Genomic DNA, 22,342 nt, shown 5'->3' on the forward strand with positions numbered 1-22,342 from the left:
CGTTCATACTTGTCCAGAGCACGCCATATATTGAATAGAGTGAGGTGGAAAAAATGGATGTGAAGGAAGCCTTTATTCCGAACTTTATTAGCTGTTACTTTATCGCACTTGGGGTGATTTTAGGTGGTGCCATTATAGGCGGTGTAGGTGCATATTTATCCGGTCAGCCTCCCCTATCAATTATTTCAAGTCTTGCCAACCGTTTAAAAATTTGGGCGCTTGTCGCCGCAATCGGCGGCACATTTGATGCGGTCTATAGCTTTGAAAGAGGCATTTTCGAAGGAAACACGCGTGATATTTTCAAACAGATCTTATTAATTATCTCTGCCATGGGCGGTGCACAAACGGGATATCTCATTATTACGTGGCTCACTCAGGAGCATGTGTCATCATGAGAGTGCCGGAGCTGTATAAACGCCCAGGCTGGCAGCGTTTTTTTGCTGGAATGATGTTCGGCGCGATTATCAGCTGGCTGATTTTCCTCTTTACATATGGAACCTTTCAGGAAAAGCAGGTGACACTGCTCAGAAGCCAGCAGCACCATATGGACAGTCTGAAAGAACAAATCACACTCTATCGGGAAGATTTGCATAAGTTAAATGAGGATAATAAGCAGCGGCTGCTGATCCAAAGCGTAGATGTTCATCTCGTGAATCGTGAGCAATATAAAATCCCAGAGCCGGATACGCTAAAGTTTGAAGATCAGGTCAAAGAGGACATCTCAGAAGTCATCACAAAGGATATTGAAAGTGTCTACAAAACAAAGGAATTATTAAAACGAACGGTGGAAAATAAAGAATATACGATTCGGGAAAAGGCATACCGCGCCAAAGTGACAGAGCTGACGATTTATACGAAGCTTTCACTGGAAGTGCGTATTTCATTTGCTGAATAAATGATCCTGTGGAATTTTTATGAATTTCTGCCCTCAATGATCGCTTTTCACTCCAAATTTTTATACACTAAAAGAAGAACGATATCCTAAATAGAAAGAGGTGAGGACAATGGAGGTTTATAGCTATCGTCAAATGGCACGAGACAAAGCAAGCCGGATCAAAGACGGCATGTGTGCTTATGCTGAGACAGAAATGATGGCTCATTTAATTAAAAAAGAATTAAAGCATCAAAATCTCCAAGCCTATGAAGATTCAACGGACATCGGCTGCTGGTTTATCCCTGTATCCAATTAACCCTTTTCTCCAGCATCAAAAAAGAGAGAGGAGACTTGAAGCCTTCCTCTCTCACGATGATGATTTACATACTTCTTCTAAATCACGCAAGATTTCATCTGCCACGGCCCAATCAAAAATGGACGCACCGGCTGCAAGCGGGTGACCGCCGCCATGATATTTTTTAGCAATGGTGTTAATGACAACGCCTTTAGAGCGGAATCTGACACGAATCTGATCGTTTTCTTCCACAAAAAAGACCCAAGCTTTAATACCTGCAATATTTCCAAGTGTCCCAACAAGCTGCGAGGCTTGCTGCGCCGTTGTTTGGAACGATTCCAAAATGTCACGTTTAATAAAAACAGAGGCTACCCCATTCTCTGACAAAGAGATATGTTGAAAAATATAGCCATTTAATTTCACGACATTCAAATCCGTCTCATACAATTGATTGAAAAGGTCTGATGATGAAAATGGATATTCGATTAGTTCCCCTGCATATTTGAGTGTCTTTTTCGTTGTATTTGGGAAAAGGAAGCGGCCTGTGTCTCCTACAATGCCGGCATAAATCAGTTCAGCCGCCTTTGTATTCAGCTGATATCCTTCTTCTTTCCCCTCTAAATACAATTCATAAATCATTTCACTCACAGAGCTTGCCTCTGTATCCACCCAAAGCAAGTCACCATAAGGATCTTCATTCGGATGATGATCAATTTTCATTAATCGATCACCCATTGAATAGCGCTGATCATCAATTCTTGCTTGATTGGCTGTATCACAGACAATGACAAGGGCACCTTTATACACTTCGTCCGGTACCTCATCGAGTTCATATAAAAATGAAAGGGTTGGCTCCGGGGTTCCAGTCGCATAAATATTTTTTTCTGGATAGGTGGCACGCAAGATTTCCGTAAGGCCGCACTGCGATCCATACGCATCAGGATCTGGTCTTACATGTCTATGGATGATGATGGTGTCATATAATGATATGGTTCTAATCAGTTCTTTTTTCATAAAAACTCCTTCTTATGCGATACTCTTTTTATTATTAAATCATAATCTATCCTGACGGAAAAGTGAGGAATAGACAATTTATTCTAGTAAGCAAGCCTATTTACGTTTAAAATAGGGTTGTAATCACTTACAATGGAGGCTTGACACATGCTTGTTTTGATTGTGTTTATTATTAGTTCTGCCATGTTTTATTTATACTACAAAGCAAAGAATGTCCGTACGAACCGTCCAGTCGAGAAGAAATTCTGGTCGGCCAAATCCAGTATGGCACTTGGCTGCTTTGTCCTGCTCTTCGGTGTGAATCAATTATTTTTAAACCGTTCGTCACTCGCATTTGTCATTGGATTTATTTTTGTTGCAGTTGGTATCGGCAGTACGTGGGCTGGGTATAAAGCCTACAAGCATTATCTTCCGCTCTTTTTAAAGGAAGGCGAAAAAGATCACGCATAATGAGAGAGAAGGGCTAAAATGATGTTTATTTTAGTCCTTTGTCTTCTTCGCAATCGCCCTTTTATCGTTATCCTCTCTCCATCAGCTGCACCATCAGCATCGCTTTCCCTACGATATTTGATTGGTGGTACACCTCAACTTCCAGCTTTCCAAACTTGCGCCCTACTTCTAAAATATTCGGCTTGATCTGTATCGTCGATTCCATTTGTACCGGTTTTAAGAAGTAGACAGAGAGACTTTCGACAATCAGCTCGCCTTTTTTATGAGATTTTAAGAAACGGTTGGCTGCTTCGATTAAAATTTGTGTAAACACACCATATGAAATATTGCCAAGCTGGTTTGTCATTTGTGGTGTGACCTCATATTGATAAACCGCATCTGCTTTCGGTTTTTCTGTATCGGTTTCTTTAAACCCTCTCGACACAACGTCATCCAGTTTTTCTCCGACCTGCGGCTGCTTTTGGATCATTTGCAGCGCCTTGAGCACATCCTGACGGCTAATCATCCCAATCAGCTTCGCATGATCATCTACAACTGGCAGCACCTCAATGCCTTCCCACACCATCATTTGTGCAGCAGATGCAACAGATGTTTTGCCAATGACTGTGAGCGGATTTTTCGTCATCACCTTTTCAATCGGTGTAGAGCGGTCATAGCCTGCAATATCCTTTGAGGTGAGAATGCCGTGAATCTTCATTTGATCATCTGCTACCGGGAAGCGGCCGTGTCCTGTTTCGTAATTCTTTTCATACCATTTCTCAAGCTTATCCTCTGGTGATAAGTATACGGTCCGTTCAATCGGCGTTAAAATATCCTCCACAAGCACAATCTCTTTTTTAATTAATTGGTCATAAATGGCCCTGTTAATGAGAGCCGCTACCGTAAATGTATCGTAGCTTGTCGATAATATTGGCAGCTCAAGCTCATCTGCGAGCTGAATGATTTGTTCATCTGTTGAGAATCCGCCTGTGACCAGCACAGCCGCTCCTGCCTCTAATGCTTGCCTGTGGGCATTGATCCGGTTTCCGACGATCAGCAGGTTTCCAGCTGCCGTATATCGCATCATCGCATCCAGCTCCATCGCTCCGATGACAAATTTGTTTAACGTTTTATGTAAGCCTGCTCGTCCTCCAAGCACCTGTCCATCAATGACATTGACAACTTCCGCATATGTCAGTTTTTCAATATTTTCTTTTTTCTTCTGTTCAATTCGAATGGTACCGACGCGTTCAATGGTGCTAACGAACCCTTTATTTTCAGCATCTTTGATGGCCCGGTAAGCGGTGCCTTCACTCACTTTCATTTCTTTCGCTATGCGCCGGACAGAAATTTTCTCTCCGACATCTAATGAATCAATATACGATAAAATTTGCTCGTGCTTTGTCGCCAATCCCGTTCACCCTTTTTGTTTTCAGCGTTTTCATCTATGTTTCATTATAAAGGCAGGAGGCTTTTAATAGCAATTTGTCTTTTACTTCAGCACGATGCAGACAAACAAAAAAGCCGGCATTTGTGTGCCGGCTTTTGTTCATGATGATCAAATTTCAATGGATTCTCCGCTGTTTAACACGTGACCTACGCCGCCGTGCAGGCTGTCTGCAAATGCATGCGGGTCCTGCTCAATTGGCGGGAATGTGCTGTAGTGAATCGGCACGACCTGCTTTGCACGAAGCCATTCTGCTGCGATTCTTGCATCGTCCGGTCCCATCGTGAAGTTATCACCGATTGGAAGGAATGCGAGCTCAATATGATTCAGCTCACCGATCAGCTTCATATCTGAAAAGAGCGCAGTGTCTCCAGCATGATAAATCGTTTTGCCCTCAGCGGTAAATAAAATACCTGATGGCATGCCTGTATACGTAATCGTTTTTGCCTCTTCATCAATGACCGCTGAACCGTGGAACGCTTGTGTGAGCTTGACTTTACCAAATTCAAACTCACGTCCGCCGCCAATATGAAGCGGGTGCGTTTTCACCCCTTGCCAGCTTAAATAGACAGCAAGCTCGTTTGGCGCGACGACGAGAGCGTCATTATTTTTAGCCATTTCAATGGTGTCACCGAGGTGATCTCCATGTCCATGAGTCAGCAAAATCACATCTGCTTTGATATCCTGTGGTTTGATATCTGTGTGCTTATTTCCATTTAAAAATGGATCAATCCAAATATGGTATCCGTTTGTTTCAATGTGTACGACTGAATGTCCATGATATGTAGCTTTCATGTAGTATGTCCACCTCTCAATTTTGATCTCATATCATCTATTCCCTGTATAAAAAGCTAAAAAACTTAATGCCTATGAATCACGTTAAGTCCACCTGTCGCTTCAATGACAGTCCCTGTAATGAGGTCTGATCGATCATCACATAAAAATGAGATGATGCGCCCTATATCCTCTCCGGTACCAGACCGGCCTATTGGTGTTTCACCGTCTCTGATCTGACGTGCTTCCTCGATCGTGGATTCTTTCATGGCTCCGACGATTTTGCCTGGACAAACCATATTGGCCGTGATGCCATTTTCAGCTTCTTCAATCGCAATGGTTTTCGTCAATGAGGCCAGCCCTACCTTTGCCGCTCCGAAGGCTGATCTGTGCATCCAGCCTGGTGCATGATCTGCCCCTTGGAAGCCATACGTGATAATGCGGCCAAAGCCTTGTTTTCTCATCATAGGGATCACCATTCGGAACAAATGGAACACTGCGGATAGGTTGCCTTCCATCATTTGATACCATTCATCTTCAGAGTAATCCGCGAGTTTTTTTCGTTCAAAAATATAAGGCCCGGCATTATTGATCAAGGCATCAATCCGCCCAAATCGCTCTGTTGCCAGCTCTACCATGTTTTTTAAATCTTCTTTGTTTGTCACATCGCCTTGGACAAATTGAAGCTTTTCTTCGTATTCCTGCAATTCTTCTTTCATCTGCCGGACAGCTTCATCATCACTTCGATAATTCACTGTCACAGAATACCCCATATTCAGTAAAGACTCGGTGACTTTCCTTCCAAGCCCTTTAGAACCCGCTGTTATTAATGCGTGTCGCACACAATCTCCTCCTAAAGCAAAGGTTGCAAGTTCATGTGTTTCTCATACTATCTTTACTTTACTATAAACCAGTACTGGACGCACTTCTGAACCCTTTGTCTGCTATTCATGATGCGGACGATGGGTTGATCAAACAAAGCCTACAGCTTTTGAGCTATCGCCCCCTCCCCAACTTAAAAACATCATACGCTTTCATGTTCTCCAAGGAGGATGCTTCTCCTTTCTGCATTACAGCAAAAAACCATCCGTCTCATACGAATGGTTTTTTAAAAGGTTACGCTAGGCAGGCTTTTGCTTTTTCTAAAGCGAGCTGAATTTGTTTGAATCCAGTTCCCCCTGCACTTGTTCTTTTTTCAACAGCGACATACGGATCAAGAACGGTGTAAATATCTTGTTCAAAAAGACCGCTCGCTTCTGTGAATGTTTCAAACGGAAGATCACTTAAGTAGATGCCTTTTTGAATGCATGTATACACGAGCTTGCCAACGATTTCGTGTGCTTCACGGAATGGCATGCCTTTTTTCGCAAGGTAGTCTGCCACTTCGGTCGCATTTGAGAAATCTTCTTTTGTTGCTTTTTTCATGACATCTTCGTTCACTGTCATCGTTTGAATCATGCCTGTGAAGATTTGCAGGCTGCCAGCGATGGTTTTCACTGTATCAAACATGCCTTCCTTATCTTCTTGCAGGTCTTTGTTATACGTAAGCGGCAAGCCTTTCATAATGGTGAGAAGCCCCATCAGGTTGCCATATACACGGCCCGTTTTTCCACGGATCAATTCAGCCATATCCGGGTTTTTCTTTTGCGGCATCATGCTGCTGCCTGTTGCGTAAGTGTCATCAAGCTCAATGAATTTGAATTCTTGAGAGCACCATAAAATGATTTCCTCACAAAGACGTGAGAGGTGCATCATCACAAGGCTGCTGTTAGACAAGAACTCTAAAATGAAGTCACGATCACTCACGCCATCAAGGCTGTTTTCGTAAATATGGTCAAAGCCAAGCAGCTCTGCTGTATATTCACGATCAATTGGGAATGTCGTTCCAGCTAACGCCCCGCATCCAAGTGGAGAGACGTTAATCCGCTTCAAAGAATCTTGAAAGCGCGCTTTGTCACGCTCAAGCATCCAAAAGTAGGCGAGCATATGATGGGCAAAGGAAATAGGCTGTGCACGCTGTAAGTGCGTATATCCTGGAAAGATCGTTTCAACGTGCTGTTCTGCTTTCTCTACAAGCACCTTTTGAAAAGAAGAGATCAGCTCAATGATATGCTCTACTTGGTTATTCAAATATAAATGCATATCTGTTGCGACCTGATCATTCCGGCTTCTCGCTGTGTGCAATTTGCCGCCCAGCGGTCCAATCTCATCAATGAGCATTTTTTCAAGGTTTAAATGAATGTCCTCATAATCTACTGAGAAATCCAGTTCATCCGCCTCTGCCTTTTTCATGAGCGTATTCAGTCCGTCTTTGATGGCAGCGGCCTCCTCATCTTGGAGGATACCGCATTTATTCAGCATACTTGCATGAGCAAGGGAGCCGGTCAGATCTTCTTTGACTAATTGTTTGTCGAAATGAATGGACGCGCCAAACTCATCGACCCATTTTTCTGGTGTTTTTTGAAATCGGCCTCCCCAAAGCTTTTTCATGCCTTAACCTGCTCCTTTTTGTTCACGATGCTGTTTACTTTTGTTGGTAAACCCCAAAGGTTAATAAATCCTACAGCTGCATCATGATCGAATTCATCTGCTTTTGTGTAAGTCGCTAGATTTTCATCATAAAGTGAATATGGTGATTTACGTCCTTCTACAATCGCATGGCCTTTAAATAGTTTCACACGTACAACACCTGTTACGTTCTTTTGTGTTTCTTGTAAGAATGCGTCTAGTGCTTCTTTAAGTGGTGAGAACCATAAGCCGTTGTATATTAATTCAGCCATTTTTTGTTCAACGATTGGCTTAAAGTGAGCGACTTCTTTGACAAGCGTTAAGTCTTCAAGCTCTTTATGCGCTTTTAAAAGTGTGATAGCACCTGGGCACTCGTACACTTCACGAGATTTGATCCCAACAAGACGGTTTTCAACGTGATCGATTCTGCCAACACCATGCTGACCAGCGACCTCATTTAAATGAAGGATCAGATCAGATAATGAATACTGGATACCGTCAATCGCCGTTGGTTTACCTTTTTCAAACGTGATTTCAATGATCTCAGGTGTGTCAGGTGTTTTTTCAAGTGGATTTGTCAGATCGTACGCACCTTCTGGCGGCGCAGCCCAAGGATCTTCTAAAATGCCGCATTCGTTACTTCTGCCCCAAAGGTTTTGGTCGATTGAATACGGGCTGTCTAAGTTAATCGGAATTGGAATGCCATGCTTTTGTGCATAGTCGATCTCTTCATCACGAGACCATTTCCATTCACGCACTGGTGCAAGAACTTCTAGATCTGGATTTAATGCTTTAATGGATACTTCAAAACGAACTTGGTCGTTCCCTTTTCCTGTACATCCGTGTGCAACTGCGACTGCATTTTCTTTCTCTGCTACTTCCACTAATTTTTTGGCAATGAGCGGACGAGATAGTGCAGACACAAGCGGGTATTTTCCTTCATACATGGTGTGTGCTTGCAGTGCAGCAAGTGCGAATTCTTCAGCAAATTCTTCTTTTGCGTCAATCATGTAAGACTGAACTGCTCCGACTTGAAGTGCTTTTTGCTGAACAAATGCTAAATCTTTTCCTTCACCTACGTCCAGGCAGCAAGCAACAACCTCGTATCCTTGCTCTTGTAACCATTTAACTGCAACAGAGGTATCAAGACCTCCGGAATATGCTAATACGACTTTTTTATTTTGTGACATGATTGAAAAGCTCCTCTCACTTGTTTTGATTCTGTGAATGTTTTTTGCATAAAAATAAGTTTTAATTTATAAACATGCATTTAGTATGTATACACTGTAACAAGGAAAAATTGTTTTTTCAACCCCTTTATGAAAAAAACTCTGCCAATTTTTCTTGGCAGAGTCATTTTGGGCTATTTTTGATCCTTTTCAAGCTCTCGCACGACGTGAGGAAGCTCAGGAATAATGAGTTTTGTCATGGCTAAACGAACTGCTCCGGTAGAGCCTGGTGTGGCAAAGACCACTTTTTGGTTAACGACCCCAGCAGTTGCTCTAGACAAGATAGCAGCAGAACCGATGTCTTCTGTATAGCTGAGCATGCGAAAGATTTCACCAAAGCCAGGCAGCTCTTTTGAGAAAAGAGGGGTGATGGATTCAATGGTGACATCCCTTGCCGCTATACCTGTCCCCCCATTTAACAAGACGGCATCAATCTTCGGTTCACTTGTTCCTTCAAGCAGAGCGTCTTGGATCGCTCCAATGTCATCTTTTACAATATCGTATGCAAGAATGAGATGTCCCTGTTCTTTGAGCAAATCAATCATGAGACGGCCGCTTTTATCCGTTTCCTTTGTCCTTGTATCACTGACTGTCATGACTTTTACATGAAGCCTCGCTTTCGCTTCTCGTTTATGTTCCGTAACGCTCATCTAACGCACGCTCCCTTTCGCTTCGTATTGGACAAATTATAGCATGCTGCTTTGAACAAAAAAGCTCTTTTCCCATTAGGAAAAGAGCTGTACCATTTTATTACGCTAAGCGCATAACGTCTCTTGCAATCATCACTTCTTCGTTTGTAGGAATCACGATGACTTTCACAGGAGAGTGAGGGTAGCTGATGAATGCTTCTTCGCCTCTCATGTTGTTAAGAGATGGATCCCAGTAAACGCCCATGAATTCTAGACCACGAAGTACACGTGCTCGCACTTCTGAACTGTTTTCACCAATTCCAGCTGTGAAGATGATCGCATCTACGCCATTCATTCTCGCTGCATAAGAACCGATGTATTTATGAATACGGCTGGCAAAAATATCAAGAGCTACTTCTGCACGGTCGTTTCCTTCTTCTGTTGCTTCTTCGATATCACGAAGGTCACTTGAAAGACCAGACACACCTAAAAGACCACTCTTCTTATTCAAAGTAGAAAGAACTTCTTCAGCAGTATGTCCTGTTTTCTCCATAATAAATGGAATGAGGGCAGGGTCAATGTTACCTGAACGTGTACCCATCGCCACACCAGCAAGCGGCGTGAAGCCCATTGATGTATCGATTGATTTTCCGCCTTCTACTGCTGCGATACTCGCACCATTTCCAAGGTGGCAAGAAATCAAACGAAGCTCTTCTAACGGACGGCCTAATAGTTCTGATGCACGCTCTGTGACGAACTTATGGCTTGTCCCGTGGAATCCGTATTTACGAATACCAAAGTTTTTGTAGTAGTCGTACGGAAGGCTGTATAGGTAAGACTGCTCTGGCATTGTTTGGTGGAACGCTGTATCGAACACAGCAACCGCTGGTACGTCAGGCAGAATTTGTTTGAATGCTTTGATTCCTACAACGTTTGCAGGGTTGTGCAGTGGTGCAAGCTCTGAAAGCTGATCAATCTCATCGATCGCTTCATCTGTTAATAGAACAGAATCGCTGAACTTTTCTCCACCGTGAACGACGCGGTGTCCTACGCCATCAATTTCATTAAAGTCCTTGATGATGTTGAATTCAGTTAGTTTTTCAAGCAGCATTTTTACAGCTACTGCGTGATCTGGAATATCAGTGATTTCTGTTTTCTTTTCTCCATCTACAGAAATCGTAAAGATACTGTTGTCCATTCCGATTCTTTCAACAAGACCTTTCGTTAAAACGGTTTCTTCTGGCATGTCGAACAATTGGAATTTAAGAGATGAGCTTCCTGCGTTGATTGCAATAATTTTGGACATTCTTGTCGCTCCTTTTACTCAGTTGTTATATAAGGTTTCACGTTTTTTCCGGTGCTATATTCAACCTGTTTGAACGGGTCTTTTATAGTTTAACGATAAGTCCGAAAAATATCTGACTTTTTCATTTAAACATTGAAAACTTTGCATTTCAAGTACACCTTCGAACTGTTATCGCTTACATCGATAAGTCGTTATTTTCTGAATAGTAAAATAGCCAGAAATCACTCTGGCTATTCTTTCGTTTCTTTTTCTTCTATAAACCACTGGTCTAACTTTCTCATCACACCAACCATCGCTTCCTTCTGTGAGAAAGATGGCAGATTGGCAAACAGCATCCGTTTGGGTGCTTGCAGCCCCTCTTTTTTCTTTTGCATGACAAATAAGCTTTTGGCGTGCTTTTTGTCTTTGAACATGGAGACTGGCAGCTGAATTAACGCATTCATATAAGCATGATCTTTGATGAAATCCTTTAGTTGCACACTTTCTTTTCCTTCAAACAAATCGTTTGGAATGATGAAGAATAAGAAGCCGCCTTCTTTCGTGTAACGAAGGCTTTGTTCAATGAATAAATGATGCGCAAAGGCATGTCCTTCTTTTGCCTTTAAGTCATAGTCTGCTGCACGCTCATCATTTGGGTAATAGCCGACTGGAAGGCTGCATACGGTGACATCTGCCGGTGAAATGAGAAGCGGCTCAAGGCTGTCCTGATGGAAAAGCTCTACTTCTTTCTCTTCTAAATTCGCCTGTGCCCAAGCAATTTTAATGAGCACATCATCAATTTCAGATGCAAAGCCGCGCTTTGTTTCTGCAGTGAGATTGTTTAACACAGCAAGCAATAAGTTCCCTGTTCCCGCTGCTGGATCAAAGACAACAAGCTCTTTTTGGCCTTCTAAAAATTTATTCACCAAATAGCTGACAAACAGGCCAATCGTATCTGGCGTCATTTGACGGTTTGGATGGGAAATGTCCTTTTGTCCTTTCAGTACGGCGAGCTGAAACGCTTTACGAGTCTGCTCATGATCATAGGAGGCAAAATCTGCTTTCTCTATTAAGTCCTTCAGTAAACCGTTTCGATCATTTGCCTGGAAAAAGGCTTCTCCTGCTTCTGCCAATGCTTCAATATAGGAAATGCTCTGTTCCTTTTTCAATCGAATCGAGGCTGTATCGAGCAGCTCAAAAATAGTACTCACTTGATCTTTCTGCAATGCTTTTCTCTCCTCGCTTTGTTAAAAGCTATATGTTCTCATTGAAAAGAGCCCCAGTATGAAGCCGGAGCTCTTGTCGATGCTGCTTTTATAACAGTGATTTCGCAGCTTCAATGGCTTTTTCATAATTTGGATGATTCGTTGCTTCGCTTACGTATTCAGTGTAAACCACTTTCCCGTTCGGGTCTAATACGAAAACAGCACGCGCCAATAAACGCAATTCTTTCATATATACACCAAACGCTTCACCAAAAGACATATCTCTGTGATCAGATAATGTTTCTACATTTTCAATTCCGTTTGCTCCGCACCAGCGTGCTTGTGCAAATGGAAGATCTGCACTAATCGTATAAATATTGACCGGACCTAAACCGGCTGCCTCTTCATTGAAACGTCTTGTTTGTGCGTCACACACACCTGTATCAATAGAAGGAATCACTGAGATGATCGTCACTTTTCCTGCTAAATCAGAAAGTGAAACTTCCCCTAGTGAGTTCGTTAATACCGTAAAATCAGGAGCCTGCTCGCCTACTTTCACTTCATTTCCTACAAGCGTTACAGAACTCCCTTTAAATGTGATCGATGCCAAAACAATTCCTCCCTTATCAAATGTATGGTTCTATCATAGTAGAGAACGCAAAAAACTGCAAAGCCTAATCGTCCATTTTGAAAAAAAAGTTAACTGCAGCGCAGCTAACTTTTTAAAGGTCTATGTCATCTAGTTTTCGTTCTTTGTGGCGGTGCTCCCGTTCATCCTTCTTAAACATATGCTGAAGACGTTCAATTGCTTGAGGAGCAGAATCCAATATTTTATCAAGCAGATGTGTGTGTTCATCCAAATGAAGCATTCGAACTCCGTTTGTTCCCACAATTAAGAAGGCAATTGGTGTAATGGACACCCCGCCGCCGCTGCCGCCGCCAAATGGGAGTCTCGGTTCTTTTCGTTCTTGTTCATCAGAACGTTTTTCTTTCTTTTGGTTACCGTTAAATTCACTGCCGCCGGCTGCAAATCCAAAACCGACCTTTGACACAGTGAGAATGACGCTGCCGTCAGGGGTTTCGACTGGATCGCCGATGATCGTATTCACATCGATCATTTCTTTTAAATTTTCCATCGCTGTCTTCATCAGACCTTGGATTGGATGATCTGCCATTTTCGGGTTCCTCCTTAAACAGATGATTCATTCTTCGTTGCTTGAAGAGAGGCACTTTTTCTTGCCTTTCTCCCTTTTAACCAATGGACAAGTAATCGAATGGCTGCAAGCATAGCATGTCCAATACGAAAATAAGCTATACATGTAAAATGGGTCTGTGACACATTGTGCTGAAAGGCGGGAATGACTTCATATACCGGTTTATGCTTAAAGGTGAGATGCTCCTGCATAAAGGCAAGCAGTGCTCCTTTGACTGACCACACGCCGCCGGCTGCCACACCTGTTAAAGCGGCGTCATGAAAGCCGATCCATGTCGACCAGTGAAACGATACAATTTTGATGTGAATGAAGAACTTCCGCATGATCCGGTTTAGATCTACTATCTCTTTTGTGATGCGCTCCATTTGATGAAGGATTTGCTTCATATCACGTTTTCCCACTTTTTTATGCATGGATTCTTTTTCTTGACTAGGCGTTTTGGAGCTCGCCATTTTCTTTTCACGAATATCAATCGTTTGATCTTCCGGATTGACCTTCACCATCGGAATCTCTTTTTTGAGTCTGACCATTCCATATAAGGTGATGACCTTCAGCCCAATGTGGTCATTGTCATTTGCATGCGAATAATCCAGTGAAATGGTCACTTTCATGAAAATCAATAAGATCACAAGGAACAAAAAAGCTGCGATCCAAACGTAAAGCACTGTGCTCACTTCCTCCATAACAAATGATGCTTCCCCTACGATTATGGCTCTCATTATGGATTTTATACCCAATCATCAAAAAAGAGTTTGACCGGCTTCGGTCAAACTCCCTTTGGTTACACGTTCGATTCTGTTTTTTCATATAGATGTTCATGGACGACCACTGTATCAGCAAAGTAGTCATGAACCCCTTGTTTTCTCGGTGAGAACCCAACGACAGCATAGAGAACAAAAAGTGAATTAATATATCGTCCAACAATTTCTCTAAAGAAAATGACATCCCATGCCAGCTGCTTCTCAGGCTGAAGTGAGACCACTTTGATCCCAAACACCATCTTGCCGAGGGTTTGATGAAAAATTTTCGTCATGATGGCGAAATAAAGCAGGAAAACAATCGTCGTTGTGACGGAAAATGGAGAAAACCACCCTCCTCCTTTTGACCAGCCAAACAGACTAAAGATTGGAGAAACCGTCAAATGGTTAACACCCCAAACGACGAGCCAATCAAGGATAAACGCCCAAAATCTAATCCAAAAACCTGCAAAGGCCTGCGCTTCAATTGAAGCGCGCTTCGCAAGGGCGGGCTTCAATTCTTCCTGCTGGCTGCGGCTTTCGCTTACTTCATCGAATGTAGAATCCATCTATGATCCCTCCTTTATTTTGAATAGAGATACATCGGTTTAGACCCGTTTGAGCCAGCCAGTGTTTCTTTTAAATTCAGAAAATCAATTTCGCTTTTAAAGAGCTTGCTTGCACTCATATTCAGAAGAGAGTTCCAGCCAAAGCTTTGAGAATAGCTGATGACTTTTGCCCCTTTTAAGCCTTTTTCATTTTTCTTCATCGCTTTTAGTGCATCTTCATAGTATCCAAGCTCATCCACTAATCCGTTGGACTTCGCCTGTGTTCCGTCATATACTCGGCCATCGGCAATTTTCTTGACGTCCTGTTTAGACATGCCGCGTCCTTCAGAAATGACTTTGACAAACCCTTCATAGGAGTTGTCGACCATGCTTTGCATGATGTCGCGCTCATCCTTTGTCATATCACGATTTGGAGACATGATATCTTTGAATTTCCCGCTCTTAATGGTTTCATATTTAATGCCTAAATTATCCGCCAGCTTTGAATAATTCAAGCTTTGCATGATCACGCCTAGAGAACCTGTTAATGTTTCAGGTGAAGCAAAGATTTTCTTCGCTGGTGTCGACACATAATAACCGCCAGAAGCTGCCATTGAGCCCATGGAGACGTAAACTGGCTTCTTCGCTTTCTTCACTTCTTCTAATTTTTTATGTATTTCAGCACTTTCATAGACACCGCCGCCAGGAGAATTCACTCGCAGCAGGACACCTTTTACAGATGCATCCTCTTTTGCTTTATCTAGTTCTTTTAAGAACGCACGATGATCATACGCTTCTCCGCCTAAAAGGCTTGATGCACCGCCATTATCTTGAATCGTTCCATTAATCTCAAGAACAGCAATTTTACCTGCACCGCTGCCATCCTCTAGTACCTTCTCTTCTATTTCATCCCCGAATTGATAGCTCATTTTATTGTCATTGAAACTTTCGAACAAGGCCATCGTGACACTAATGACAATTGAAGATCCGAAAACACCAAGTGCAATGATTAAGGCTACCCATCTTTTCGCATTCATCTCTTTCTCCTCCTTTTTTGTCTCACTTCATTCATACGAATATCCACATGAAATGTTTCACAGGAATTGTGGTTTTTTTACATTTCATTTCAACATATGATAGCACCTATCTTAAATGACGATCAACTTTGCATCGTCTACTATGAGAAGCTCATGACGAAAAATTGGCTTTTTTATCCTCTCCCTACACCTAATAGTCTAGATGTTCACCACAACAAAACACCCAGACCATTCTTTCATTAGAAAACAGCTATTCAATTATGCTCAAAGTCAGTCATTTCGAATCACTTACATCGACTCATTTCTAAAAAGCAAACACTATCATGATAGGCGTCTTTCTAATGTTTTTACTTTCATATGAAAAAAGTGTAAAATGTGAGCAAGGGTTTACATGTAAGCCCTTTAATATTGGAAATCTATTTTTGACAACGAAGGGGAGAACGTCAATGACAGACAATCGTCGCAATGTATTTTTCTTTTACAAAAAAGATCATGAATTGGATGGACACATTTCTTCTCTGGAGAAGCTCGCTACTGATCAAGGCTTTCAAGTCGTAAAGCGTGCAGAGGATGCCCATATTATTGCTTCAATTGGCGGGGATGGCACATTTCTTCAAGCAGTCCGCAAAACGAATTTCCGTGATGACTGCTTGTATGTAGGGGTATCAAAAACTGAGAATTCGCATCTATACTGCGATTTTTCATTAGAACATTTTGATAAAATGATTGATGCCATGAACACCGAACAGATTGAAGTGAGGAAATATCCAGTCATTGATGTAAGCGTTGACAGTACAAATCAGTTCCATTGCTTAAACGAACTGTCGATCCGCTCTAGCATCATTAAAACATTTGTCATCGATGTATATATAGATGATTTTCACTTTGAAACGTTTAGAGGCGACGGAATGATTATTTCGACTCCGACCGGCTCAACGGCCTACAATAAATCCGTAAACGGCGCCGTGGTTGATCCGATGCTCCCTTGTATGCAAGTGACAGAGCTTGCATCTCTTAATAACAACTCGTACCGTACGCTTGGCGCTCCTTTCATCTTAAGCAGTGACCGCAAGCTGACGCTGAAGGTCGTGCAGGACGGAAACGACCATCCGATTATCGGGCTTGATAATGAAGCCCTCGGCACAAAACACGTCAAACAAATTGACATTGGCCTTTCAGGAAAAGTGATTAAAACGGTGAAATTAAAAGACAACTCATACTGGGAAAAAGTCAAACGCAGATTCCTTTAATAAAAAGCTCCTATATGGGGCTTTTTTTCATGTCTTTTCATTCAAGGTCATGGTGTCTTTGAAAAGATATGGTATGATGTCACAAGTATGAATGTACGAAAAGGAGAACACGATGCCATTACAACATTTTGATCAATATCCATTAAGTGATGAATTGAAACAAGCGTTAGAAGCGCTTCACTTCCATACACCTACACCCGTTCAGCACGAGACGTTATCGGTTGCTTTTTCAAAGCAGGATCTAATCGTCAAATCTCAGACAGGCAGCGGCAAGACAGCAGCCTATGGTCTGCCTATATGTGAAATGGTGGATTGGGCTGAAAATAAACCCCAAGCCCTCATCCTCGTTCCAACACGCGAACTTGCAATGCAGGTCAAGCAAGACCTCACCAGCCTTGGACGATTTAAACGAATCAAAGCGGCAGCCATTTATGGAAAAGCCCCTTTTCAAGCCCAAAAAGTAGAGCTTGCACAAAAAAACCATGTTGTGTGCGGAACACCAGGGCGAATATTGGATCACCTAGAAAAGGGTACTCTTTCTTTAGAAAACCTCAAATTTTTCGTGTTAGATGAAGCAGATGAAATGCTGAACATGGGATTTATTGATCAAGTCTCTTCCATTATTCAGCATCTGCCGCCAAAGCGCATGTCGATGCTGTTTTCAGCGACGATGTCTGCTGAAATGAAAGAATTGAGCGAGCAATTTTTACAATCGCCAAAAGTGATTGAGATTGCACGTGAGGCAAAATCTGTGCAGCAAATCACCCACACCGTGATTGAAACAGAGGAAGAAGCCAAATTCTCACTTCTCCAGCGAACGATCGTCATCGAAAATCCTGATAGCTGTATCATTTTCTGCAATACACAGGAACGCGTGAATGAACTGACGATCAAGCTGGACGATTGGGATGTCCCTTGCGACAAAATCCATGGGGGCATGAGACAGGAAGACCGCTTTGACGTCATGGATGAATTCAAAAACGGTGAGTTCCGCTATCTGATCGCAACAGATATAGCAGCCCGGGGAATCGATGTAAGCGATATGACACATGTCATTCATTACGACCTGCCTTATGAAAAAGAACGCTATATTCATCGAACTGGAAGAACCGGTAGAGCGGGTAAAAGCGGGAAAACGATTGCGTTTATGACAAGGCACGCGCAGCCGCTCATTGATGAATTAAAGCAGGATGCTGGCATTGATTTCCACACTCAGCCTTATCCGACGAAGGAAGAAGCAGAGCAGCATGTAGCCAGCTTCGAAGAGAAGATTGAAACACCTATTCAAAAGGAAAATAAGCAAGCCGGCGTAGAAAAAGATATTATGAAGCTTTATTTTAACGGCGGGAAGAAAAAGAAACTGCGGGCCGTTGATTTCGTTGGGACTATTGCGAAAATAGAAGGCGTTGCATTCGATGACATTGGAATTATTACGATTCAGGACACGAAAACGTATGTAGATATTTTAAACGGGAAAGGTCCTCTTGTACTGAATGCTATGCGTCACACAACCATTAAAGGCAAGCAGTTAAAAGTACATGAAGCACGCTCATAAAAAGTGAAGGCCAAGCGCCTTTACTTTTTTATTTGTGATGAAATGAATCCACAAACCCTGATGCTGTCAGGCTTTTTGATGTTCCAACATGACAAATGTCATATCAAATACATGATGGGTGCTACTATGAGCATGACGACTTTCCTTCTATACTTTGAAGTAGAAAGAAACGGAAAGGACTTGAACTTTCATGACGACTTCAACAAACACACAGCAGCAAGCCACTTTAAGAAAACAAGTAGGCCAATTTTCTGGTGCTGATTCAAAAAAAAGTATCATGCAGCTCTTTAATACATTTATTCCATTTTTGGGGCTTTGGTTTCTTGCCTATTATAGCCTGAACATCTCCTACCTTTTAACCCTCTTCTTTGCGGTTATTGCAGCTGGTTTTTTAGTACGTGTCTTTATTATTTTTCACGACTGCTGCCATCAATCCTTTTTTAAACAGAAGCCGCTGAATCACCTGTTTGGTTTCATAACGGGTGTACTCACCCTTTTCCCTTATCTTCAATGGCAAAGAGATCATTCGATTCACCATGCCACAAGCAGTAATTTAGACAAACGAGGTACTGGTGACATTTGGCTCCTGACAGTCAAAGAATATCAAGAAGCATCTGTATGGACGAAATTTCGCTACAGATTTTATCGTAATCCTTTTGTCATGTTTATTTTAGGACCGATCTTTGTTTTCCTGTTTCAAAACCGCTTCAACGTCAAAAATGCTCGTAAAAAAGAGCGCTGGAATACCTATTTTACAAACATATCGATTGTTTTGCTCGCAGGGGCTACCTATCTCCTTTTTGGCTGGCAAGGTTTGTTACTTGTCCAAGGTCCAATCTTTCTGATTTCTGGATCAATTGGTGTATGGCTGTTTTATGTGCAGCATACGTTTGAGGATTCTTACTTTGAAGCTGATGAGCATTGGAATTATGTGCAGGCAGCTGTAGAAGGCAGTTCTTTTTACAAATTGCCAAAGCTCCTTCAATGGTTAACAGGCAATATCGGTTATCACCATGTCCATCATTTAAGTCCGAGGGTACCGAATTATCATTTAGAGCATGCTCATGAGCATAGTGAGCCGCTTCAAAATGTTCCAACCATTACGCTGAAAACAAGTATTGATTCAATGAAATTCAGACTTTGGGATGAGGAAACGAAAGCATTTGTTACCTTTAGAGAGGCGCGCCAGACGAAAAGCACACCTGTCATCAAAGGAGACATTCTCAAGAAGAATGCTTAAACGACGCAAGCTCTTTCTTACAATAGAAGGGGCTTGTTGGTATTTACAGGATGCGGCAACGTGTTCAATTTGATAAAGTAGTGAAAAAGAATGAAAATGGAAAAGGTGATTCACGGATGAAAAAACAACTTAAAATTCAAAAATTGCATGGGATTTCCCCATATATATGGGCCATTTTTTTCATCCTGCCCTTTTATTTTATCCTTAAGACGCCTTCGACTTTAGGTATTGTGATCGGCATCATATTAAACGTCGTCTTTTTTGCCGTGTATCGTTTTGCCTTTGTCGCAAAAGGCTGGGCTTTATATGTATTCGGCCTTCTATTGATTGCAATTTCTACTGGCTACGTGATGCTCTACAGCTACATTTATTTCGCTTTTTGCATCGCCTATTTCAATGGACATATTAAAAGAAAAGTACCTTTTTATATCTTATACTATATTCATGTCGGGAGCGCCGCTGTTGCGGTGAACTTTAGCTTGATTTTAAAAAAGGGATGGTTTCTCACACAAATTCCTTTTGTTGTGATCACACTCATTAGTGCCATTCTCCTCCCTCTCAGCATTCGAAGCAGGAAAGAACGTGAACGGCTTGAAGAGAAATTAGAAGATGCCAATGAACGGATCGCCGATCTTGTGAAGCTTGAAGAAAGGCAGCGCATTGCCCGTGATCTGCATGACACCCTTGGCCAAAAGCTTTCTCTTATCGGTTTAAAGAGTGACCTTGCTCGAAAACTCATCTATAAAGATCCTGAACAAGCTCGTGCCGAACTAAAAAGCGTCCAGCAGACCGCTAGAACGTCTCTTAATGAAGTGCGGAAGATCGTTTCCTCCATGAAAGGCATTCGAATCAAGGATGAAATGTCGAACATAAAGCAAATTCTCGAAGCGGCCGGGATTGAATTGATCTATGATGAAAAGGGAGCACCGAAACACATCTCTCTTCTCAACGAAAACATTGTGAGCATGTGCATAAAAGAGGCCGTTACGAATGTCGTTAAACATAGTGAAGCCACTGTCTGTAAAATCACCATTCACCAAAAGGCAAAAGAAGCCGTCATCACGGTTGAAGATGATGGAACATTTAAAGGAGATCACCCCTCCTCTCAAACGAAGGGACATGGCCTTTTAGGGATTAGAGAAAGATTGGAATTTGCAAATGGACGCCTTCATATTGAGACAAAACATGGGACGAAGCTGATCATGAGCATTCCAAATGATTCAGCAGCCAAAGAATAGGAGGAAATGAAATGATCAACATCTTTATCGCAGAAGATCAGCAAATGCTGCTTGGTGCACTCGGTTCACTACTTGATTTAGAAGACGATATGACGGTTGTTGGAAAAGGCACAAACGGCCAGGACGCCATTGATTTTGCTAAAAAACACCCCGTTGATATATGTTTAATGGATATTGAAATGCCAGGGAAATCTGGACTTGATGCAGCCGAAGAACTCAAGGAATCAGATGTGAGAATCATCATTTTAACGACCTTTGCCCGTTCTGGATATTTCCAAAGGGCGCTGAAAGCTGGCGTTAGCGGCTATATGCTGAAAGACAGCCCAAGTGAAGATCTGGCAAGTGCCATTCGCAGCGTGATGAAAGGAAAAAAGGTGTACGCCCCGGAATTGATGGAGGATTTATATAGTGACGAAAATCCTTTAACCGAACGAGAAAAATCCGTTCTTGAACTCGTCGCAGACGGCAAAAACACAAAAGAAATTGCAAAGGAACTCAGTATTAAAAGCGGCACTGTCCGGAACTACATTTCCATTATTTTAGATAAACTTGAAGTCAAAAACCGCATTGAGGCCATCACACGCTCTAAAGAAAAAGGCTGGTTTAAATAGAAAAAAGATCAGGTCATACGCTGCCTTGATCTTTTTTTCTTTCTAAAAGATTCCCTCTATTTTTTATCAGCAACTGACAAAATGTAATTGACAACAGACCGCAGTCTTATGATATGATATCCAAGTGATAATAATTATCATTATCACTAATACAACCAAATATCCGGCATATATGCCGCTTTCAAAGGAGTCTACATTCATGAAGAAAATATTGTTCCCTCTGATGCTCATCTTTGTACTTGCGTTGAGCGCATGTGGCAATAGCAGCAACTCTTCCTCAAATAAAGGAAAACAATCAACGTCAGACAAGATTACATATCAATCTGAAAATGGCCCTGTTAAGCTGCCAGCGCATCCAAAACGTGTCGTTGTTCTCGGCTCTTACACGGGCAATGTCATGTCACTTGGTGTGAACCTTGTTGGCGTTGACTCTTGGTCAAAAAAGAATCCACGCTTCCAAAAGGAATTAAAAAATGTGGAAGAAGTATCGGATGAAAATGTAGAAAAAATCATGAAGCTAAAGCCTGATGTCATCATTGGCTTAAGCAATACAAAAAATGTAGAGAAACTGAAAAAAATCGCACCAACGGTCTTGTTCACGTATAACAAAGTCGATTACCTTCAGCAGCACATTGAAATTGGAAAAGTATTAAACAAAGAAAAAGAAGCCAAAGCATGGGTGAAAGATTTCAAAGAACGCGCAGCTGAAGCTGGAAAAGAAATCAAAGCAAAGATCGGTGAAGATGCGACGGTTTCTGTATTTGAAAGCGGCACAAAAGATCTTTATGTGTTTGGAGATGCATGGGGTCGCGGTACAGAAATCCTCTATCAAGAAATGAAACTGAAAATGCCTGAGAAGGTTAAGGAAAAAGCGTTAAAAGCCGGGTACTATGCAGTTTCGCAAGAGGTCATCCCTGAATTTGCTGGAGACTATATGATCATTAGCAAAAACAGTGAAATGGACAATTCCTATCAAAACAGTGAAATCTACAAGTCCATTCCTGCCGTGAAAAAACATCGTGTGTTCGAAGCAAATGCGGAAGAATTTTACTTTAACGATCCACTCACACTTGAATATCAACTATCATTCTTTAAAAAGCATTTTTTAGGTAAATAAGCTGAAGCAAGGGACCTCTTCCCTTGCTTTTTTCTTGTCTGCTTCTAGCGGCAGCGCCTTTTTTCCGCTACAATTACATACAAGCTAATTCAAAAAGTGTGGTGCT

General features: G+C 42.0%; 24 protein-coding genes. 10 read left to right on the top strand and 14 right to left on the bottom strand.

The window, feature by feature from the left end; genetic code table 11:
* Positions 1–53: 53 nt before the first annotated feature.
* From ytrH to ACYH0L_RS13230, 3 genes are all read left to right on the top strand, one after another.
* Positions 54–395, top strand: a complete 342-nt coding sequence (gene ytrH / locus ACYH0L_RS13220) for a sporulation membrane protein YtrH (protein ID WP_034320977.1) — start codon at positions 54–56, stop codon at positions 393–395.
* Entirely contained in the window at positions 392–895 is a 504-nt protein-coding gene (gene ytrI, locus ACYH0L_RS13225) for a sporulation membrane protein YtrI (RefSeq protein WP_007501718.1), read from the top strand. The genes ytrH and ytrI overlap by 4 nt, the downstream gene beginning before the upstream one ends.
* Positions 896–1,004: 109 nt before the next feature.
* A complete protein-coding gene (locus ACYH0L_RS13230; protein WP_099726891.1) occupies positions 1,005–1,190 on the top strand; it encodes a YtzJ family protein in 186 nt (61 codons plus the stop codon).
* A 51-nt stretch (positions 1,191–1,241) separates the two neighbouring features.
* Here the strand turns inward: ACYH0L_RS13230 and ACYH0L_RS13235 are convergent, their stop codons facing one another.
* On the bottom strand, positions 1,242–2,183 hold the full coding sequence (locus ACYH0L_RS13235; protein ID WP_099726890.1) for a DHH family phosphoesterase: 942 nt from the start codon (positions 2,181–2,183) through the stop codon (positions 1,242–1,244).
* A gap of 147 nt (positions 2,184–2,330) precedes the next feature.
* Between ACYH0L_RS13235 and ACYH0L_RS13240 the strand changes: the two genes are divergently transcribed.
* Positions 2,331–2,633, top strand: a complete 303-nt coding sequence (locus ACYH0L_RS13240) for a YtpI family protein (protein WP_099726889.1) — start codon at positions 2,331–2,333, stop codon at positions 2,631–2,633.
* Between the two features lie 67 nt (positions 2,634–2,700).
* Here ACYH0L_RS13240 and ACYH0L_RS13245 read toward each other — a convergent pair whose 3' ends face one another.
* The 13 genes from ACYH0L_RS13245 to sppA all read right to left on the bottom strand — a co-directional run bounded on the left by ACYH0L_RS13245 (position 2,701) and on the right by sppA (position 15,225).
* Entirely contained in the window at positions 2,701–4,023 is a 1,323-nt protein-coding gene (locus tag ACYH0L_RS13245) for a CBS domain-containing protein (protein WP_099726888.1), read from the bottom strand.
* 147 nt (positions 4,024–4,170) lie between these two features.
* Entirely contained in the window at positions 4,171–4,854 is a 684-nt protein-coding gene (locus ACYH0L_RS13250) for a metal-dependent hydrolase (RefSeq protein ID WP_099726887.1), read from the bottom strand.
* A gap of 65 nt (positions 4,855–4,919) precedes the next feature.
* A complete protein-coding gene (locus ACYH0L_RS13255; protein WP_230031033.1) occupies positions 4,920–5,675 on the bottom strand; it encodes an SDR family oxidoreductase in 756 nt (251 codons plus the stop codon).
* 274 nt (positions 5,676–5,949) lie between these two features.
* On the bottom strand, positions 5,950–7,323 hold the full coding sequence (argH, locus tag ACYH0L_RS13260; protein WP_230031034.1) for an argininosuccinate lyase: 1,374 nt from the start codon (positions 7,321–7,323) through the stop codon (positions 5,950–5,952).
* Positions 7,320–8,531 carry an argininosuccinate synthase gene (locus tag ACYH0L_RS13265; protein WP_099726884.1) on the bottom strand — a complete coding sequence of 404 codons (1,212 nt, stop codon included), beginning with the start codon at positions 8,529–8,531 and terminating at the stop codon, positions 7,320–7,322. Before ACYH0L_RS13265 ends, argH begins: the two co-directional genes overlap by 4 nt.
* A 173-nt stretch (positions 8,532–8,704) precedes the next feature.
* A complete protein-coding gene (locus ACYH0L_RS13270; protein WP_256498902.1) occupies positions 8,705–9,220 on the bottom strand; it encodes a MogA/MoaB family molybdenum cofactor biosynthesis protein in 516 nt (171 codons plus the stop codon).
* 100 nt (positions 9,221–9,320) lie between these two features.
* A complete protein-coding gene (locus ACYH0L_RS13275; protein ID WP_256498903.1) occupies positions 9,321–10,505 on the bottom strand; it encodes an acetate kinase in 1,185 nt (394 codons plus the stop codon).
* Positions 10,506–10,735: 230 nt separating this feature from the next.
* Entirely contained in the window at positions 10,736–11,710 is a 975-nt protein-coding gene (locus tag ACYH0L_RS13280) for a class I SAM-dependent methyltransferase (RefSeq protein WP_099726881.1), read from the bottom strand.
* 88 nt (positions 11,711–11,798) lie between these two features.
* On the bottom strand, positions 11,799–12,299 hold the full coding sequence (gene tpx, locus ACYH0L_RS13285) for a thiol peroxidase (RefSeq protein WP_048239080.1): 501 nt from the start codon (positions 12,297–12,299) through the stop codon (positions 11,799–11,801).
* A gap of 112 nt (positions 12,300–12,411) precedes the next feature.
* Positions 12,412–12,864 carry a GerW family sporulation protein gene (ytfJ, locus tag ACYH0L_RS13290; protein WP_007501733.1) on the bottom strand — a complete coding sequence of 151 codons (453 nt, stop codon included), beginning with the start codon at positions 12,862–12,864 and terminating at the stop codon, positions 12,412–12,414.
* 14 nt (positions 12,865–12,878) lie between these two features.
* The gene (locus tag ACYH0L_RS13295) at positions 12,879–13,586 is read right to left on the bottom strand and encodes a DUF2953 domain-containing protein (RefSeq protein ID WP_099726879.1); all 708 of its coding nucleotides are present in this window, start codon (positions 13,584–13,586) and stop codon (positions 12,879–12,881) included.
* A gap of 98 nt (positions 13,587–13,684) precedes the next feature.
* Positions 13,685–14,209, bottom strand: coding sequence for an RDD family protein (locus ACYH0L_RS13300; RefSeq protein ID WP_367307767.1), 525 nt, complete (start codon positions 14,207–14,209; stop codon positions 13,685–13,687).
* Positions 14,210–14,223: 14 nt separating this feature from the next.
* Positions 14,224–15,225: a signal peptide peptidase SppA gene (gene sppA, locus ACYH0L_RS13305; RefSeq protein ID WP_099726877.1), complete on the bottom strand. Its 1,002-nt coding sequence runs from the start codon at positions 15,223–15,225 to the stop codon at positions 14,224–14,226.
* 446 nt (positions 15,226–15,671) lie between these two features.
* On the opposite strand from sppA, the gene ACYH0L_RS13310 reads away from it, so the two are divergent.
* From ACYH0L_RS13310 to ACYH0L_RS13335, 6 genes are all read left to right on the top strand, one after another.
* A complete protein-coding gene (locus tag ACYH0L_RS13310) occupies positions 15,672–16,475 on the top strand; it encodes an NAD kinase (RefSeq protein WP_230031038.1) in 804 nt (267 codons plus the stop codon).
* A 112-nt stretch (positions 16,476–16,587) separates the two neighbouring features.
* A complete protein-coding gene (locus tag ACYH0L_RS13315; RefSeq protein ID WP_256498906.1) occupies positions 16,588–18,030 on the top strand; it encodes a DEAD/DEAH box helicase in 1,443 nt (480 codons plus the stop codon).
* A 190-nt stretch (positions 18,031–18,220) separates the two neighbouring features.
* On the top strand, positions 18,221–19,270 hold the full coding sequence (gene desA, locus ACYH0L_RS13320; protein ID WP_099726874.1) for a Delta(5) desaturase DesA: 1,050 nt from the start codon (positions 18,221–18,223) through the stop codon (positions 19,268–19,270).
* Positions 19,271–19,386: 116 nt separating this feature from the next.
* Entirely contained in the window at positions 19,387–20,508 is a 1,122-nt protein-coding gene (locus ACYH0L_RS13325) for a sensor histidine kinase (RefSeq protein ID WP_099726974.1), read from the top strand.
* Between the two features lie 11 nt (positions 20,509–20,519).
* Positions 20,520–21,119, top strand: coding sequence for a response regulator transcription factor (locus ACYH0L_RS13330; protein WP_099726873.1), 600 nt, complete (start codon positions 20,520–20,522; stop codon positions 21,117–21,119).
* A 199-nt stretch (positions 21,120–21,318) separates the two neighbouring features.
* Positions 21,319–22,236: an iron-hydroxamate ABC transporter substrate-binding protein gene (locus ACYH0L_RS13335; RefSeq protein WP_099726872.1), complete on the top strand. Its 918-nt coding sequence runs from the start codon at positions 21,319–21,321 to the stop codon at positions 22,234–22,236.
* The last annotated feature ends 106 nt before the right edge of the window (positions 22,237–22,342 follow it).

The organism is Bacillus sp. MC1252, assembly GCF_056838025.1.

Excerpts from the sequence above, each read along its gene's own strand:
- ytrH (WP_034320977.1), top strand. The coding sequence starts at position 54 with ATGGATGTGAAGGAAGCCTTTATTCCGAACTTTATTAGCTGTTACTTT.
- ytrI (WP_007501718.1), top strand. The coding sequence starts at position 392 with ATGAGAGTGCCGGAGCTGTATAAACGCCCAGGCTGGCAGCGTTTTTTT.
- ACYH0L_RS13230 (WP_099726891.1), top strand. The coding sequence starts at position 1,005 with ATGGAGGTTTATAGCTATCGTCAAATGGCACGAGACAAAGCAAGCCGG.
- ACYH0L_RS13235 (WP_099726890.1), bottom strand. The coding sequence starts at position 2,183 with ATGAAAAAAGAACTGATTAGAACCATATCATTATATGACACCATCATC.
- ACYH0L_RS13240 (WP_099726889.1), top strand. The coding sequence starts at position 2,331 with ATGCTTGTTTTGATTGTGTTTATTATTAGTTCTGCCATGTTTTATTTA.
- ACYH0L_RS13250 (WP_099726887.1), bottom strand. The coding sequence starts at position 4,854 with ATGAAAGCTACATATCATGGACATTCAGTCGTACACATTGAAACAAAC.
- argH (WP_230031034.1), bottom strand. The coding sequence starts at position 7,323 with ATGAAAAAGCTTTGGGGAGGCCGATTTCAAAAAACACCAGAAAAATGG.
- ACYH0L_RS13265 (WP_099726884.1), bottom strand. The coding sequence starts at position 8,531 with ATGTCACAAAATAAAAAAGTCGTATTAGCATATTCCGGAGGTCTTGAT.
- ACYH0L_RS13270 (WP_256498902.1), bottom strand. The coding sequence starts at position 9,220 with ATGAGCGTTACGGAACATAAACGAGAAGCGAAAGCGAGGCTTCATGTA.
- ACYH0L_RS13275 (WP_256498903.1), bottom strand. The coding sequence starts at position 10,505 with ATGTCCAAAATTATTGCAATCAACGCAGGAAGCTCATCTCTTAAATTC.
- ytfJ (WP_007501733.1), bottom strand. The coding sequence starts at position 12,864 with ATGGCAGATCATCCAATCCAAGGTCTGATGAAGACAGCGATGGAAAAT.
- ACYH0L_RS13295 (WP_099726879.1), bottom strand. The coding sequence starts at position 13,586 with ATGGAGGAAGTGAGCACAGTGCTTTACGTTTGGATCGCAGCTTTTTTG.
- ACYH0L_RS13300 (WP_367307767.1), bottom strand. The coding sequence starts at position 14,209 with ATGGATTCTACATTCGATGAAGTAAGCGAAAGCCGCAGCCAGCAGGAA.
- sppA (WP_099726877.1), bottom strand. The coding sequence starts at position 15,225 with ATGAATGCGAAAAGATGGGTAGCCTTAATCATTGCACTTGGTGTTTTC.
- ACYH0L_RS13310 (WP_230031038.1), top strand. The coding sequence starts at position 15,672 with ATGACAGACAATCGTCGCAATGTATTTTTCTTTTACAAAAAAGATCAT.
- ACYH0L_RS13315 (WP_256498906.1), top strand. The coding sequence starts at position 16,588 with ATGCCATTACAACATTTTGATCAATATCCATTAAGTGATGAATTGAAA.
- desA (WP_099726874.1), top strand. The coding sequence starts at position 18,221 with ATGACGACTTCAACAAACACACAGCAGCAAGCCACTTTAAGAAAACAA.
- ACYH0L_RS13325 (WP_099726974.1), top strand. The coding sequence starts at position 19,387 with ATGAAAAAACAACTTAAAATTCAAAAATTGCATGGGATTTCCCCATAT.
- ACYH0L_RS13330 (WP_099726873.1), top strand. The coding sequence starts at position 20,520 with ATGATCAACATCTTTATCGCAGAAGATCAGCAAATGCTGCTTGGTGCA.
- ACYH0L_RS13335 (WP_099726872.1), top strand. The coding sequence starts at position 21,319 with ATGAAGAAAATATTGTTCCCTCTGATGCTCATCTTTGTACTTGCGTTG.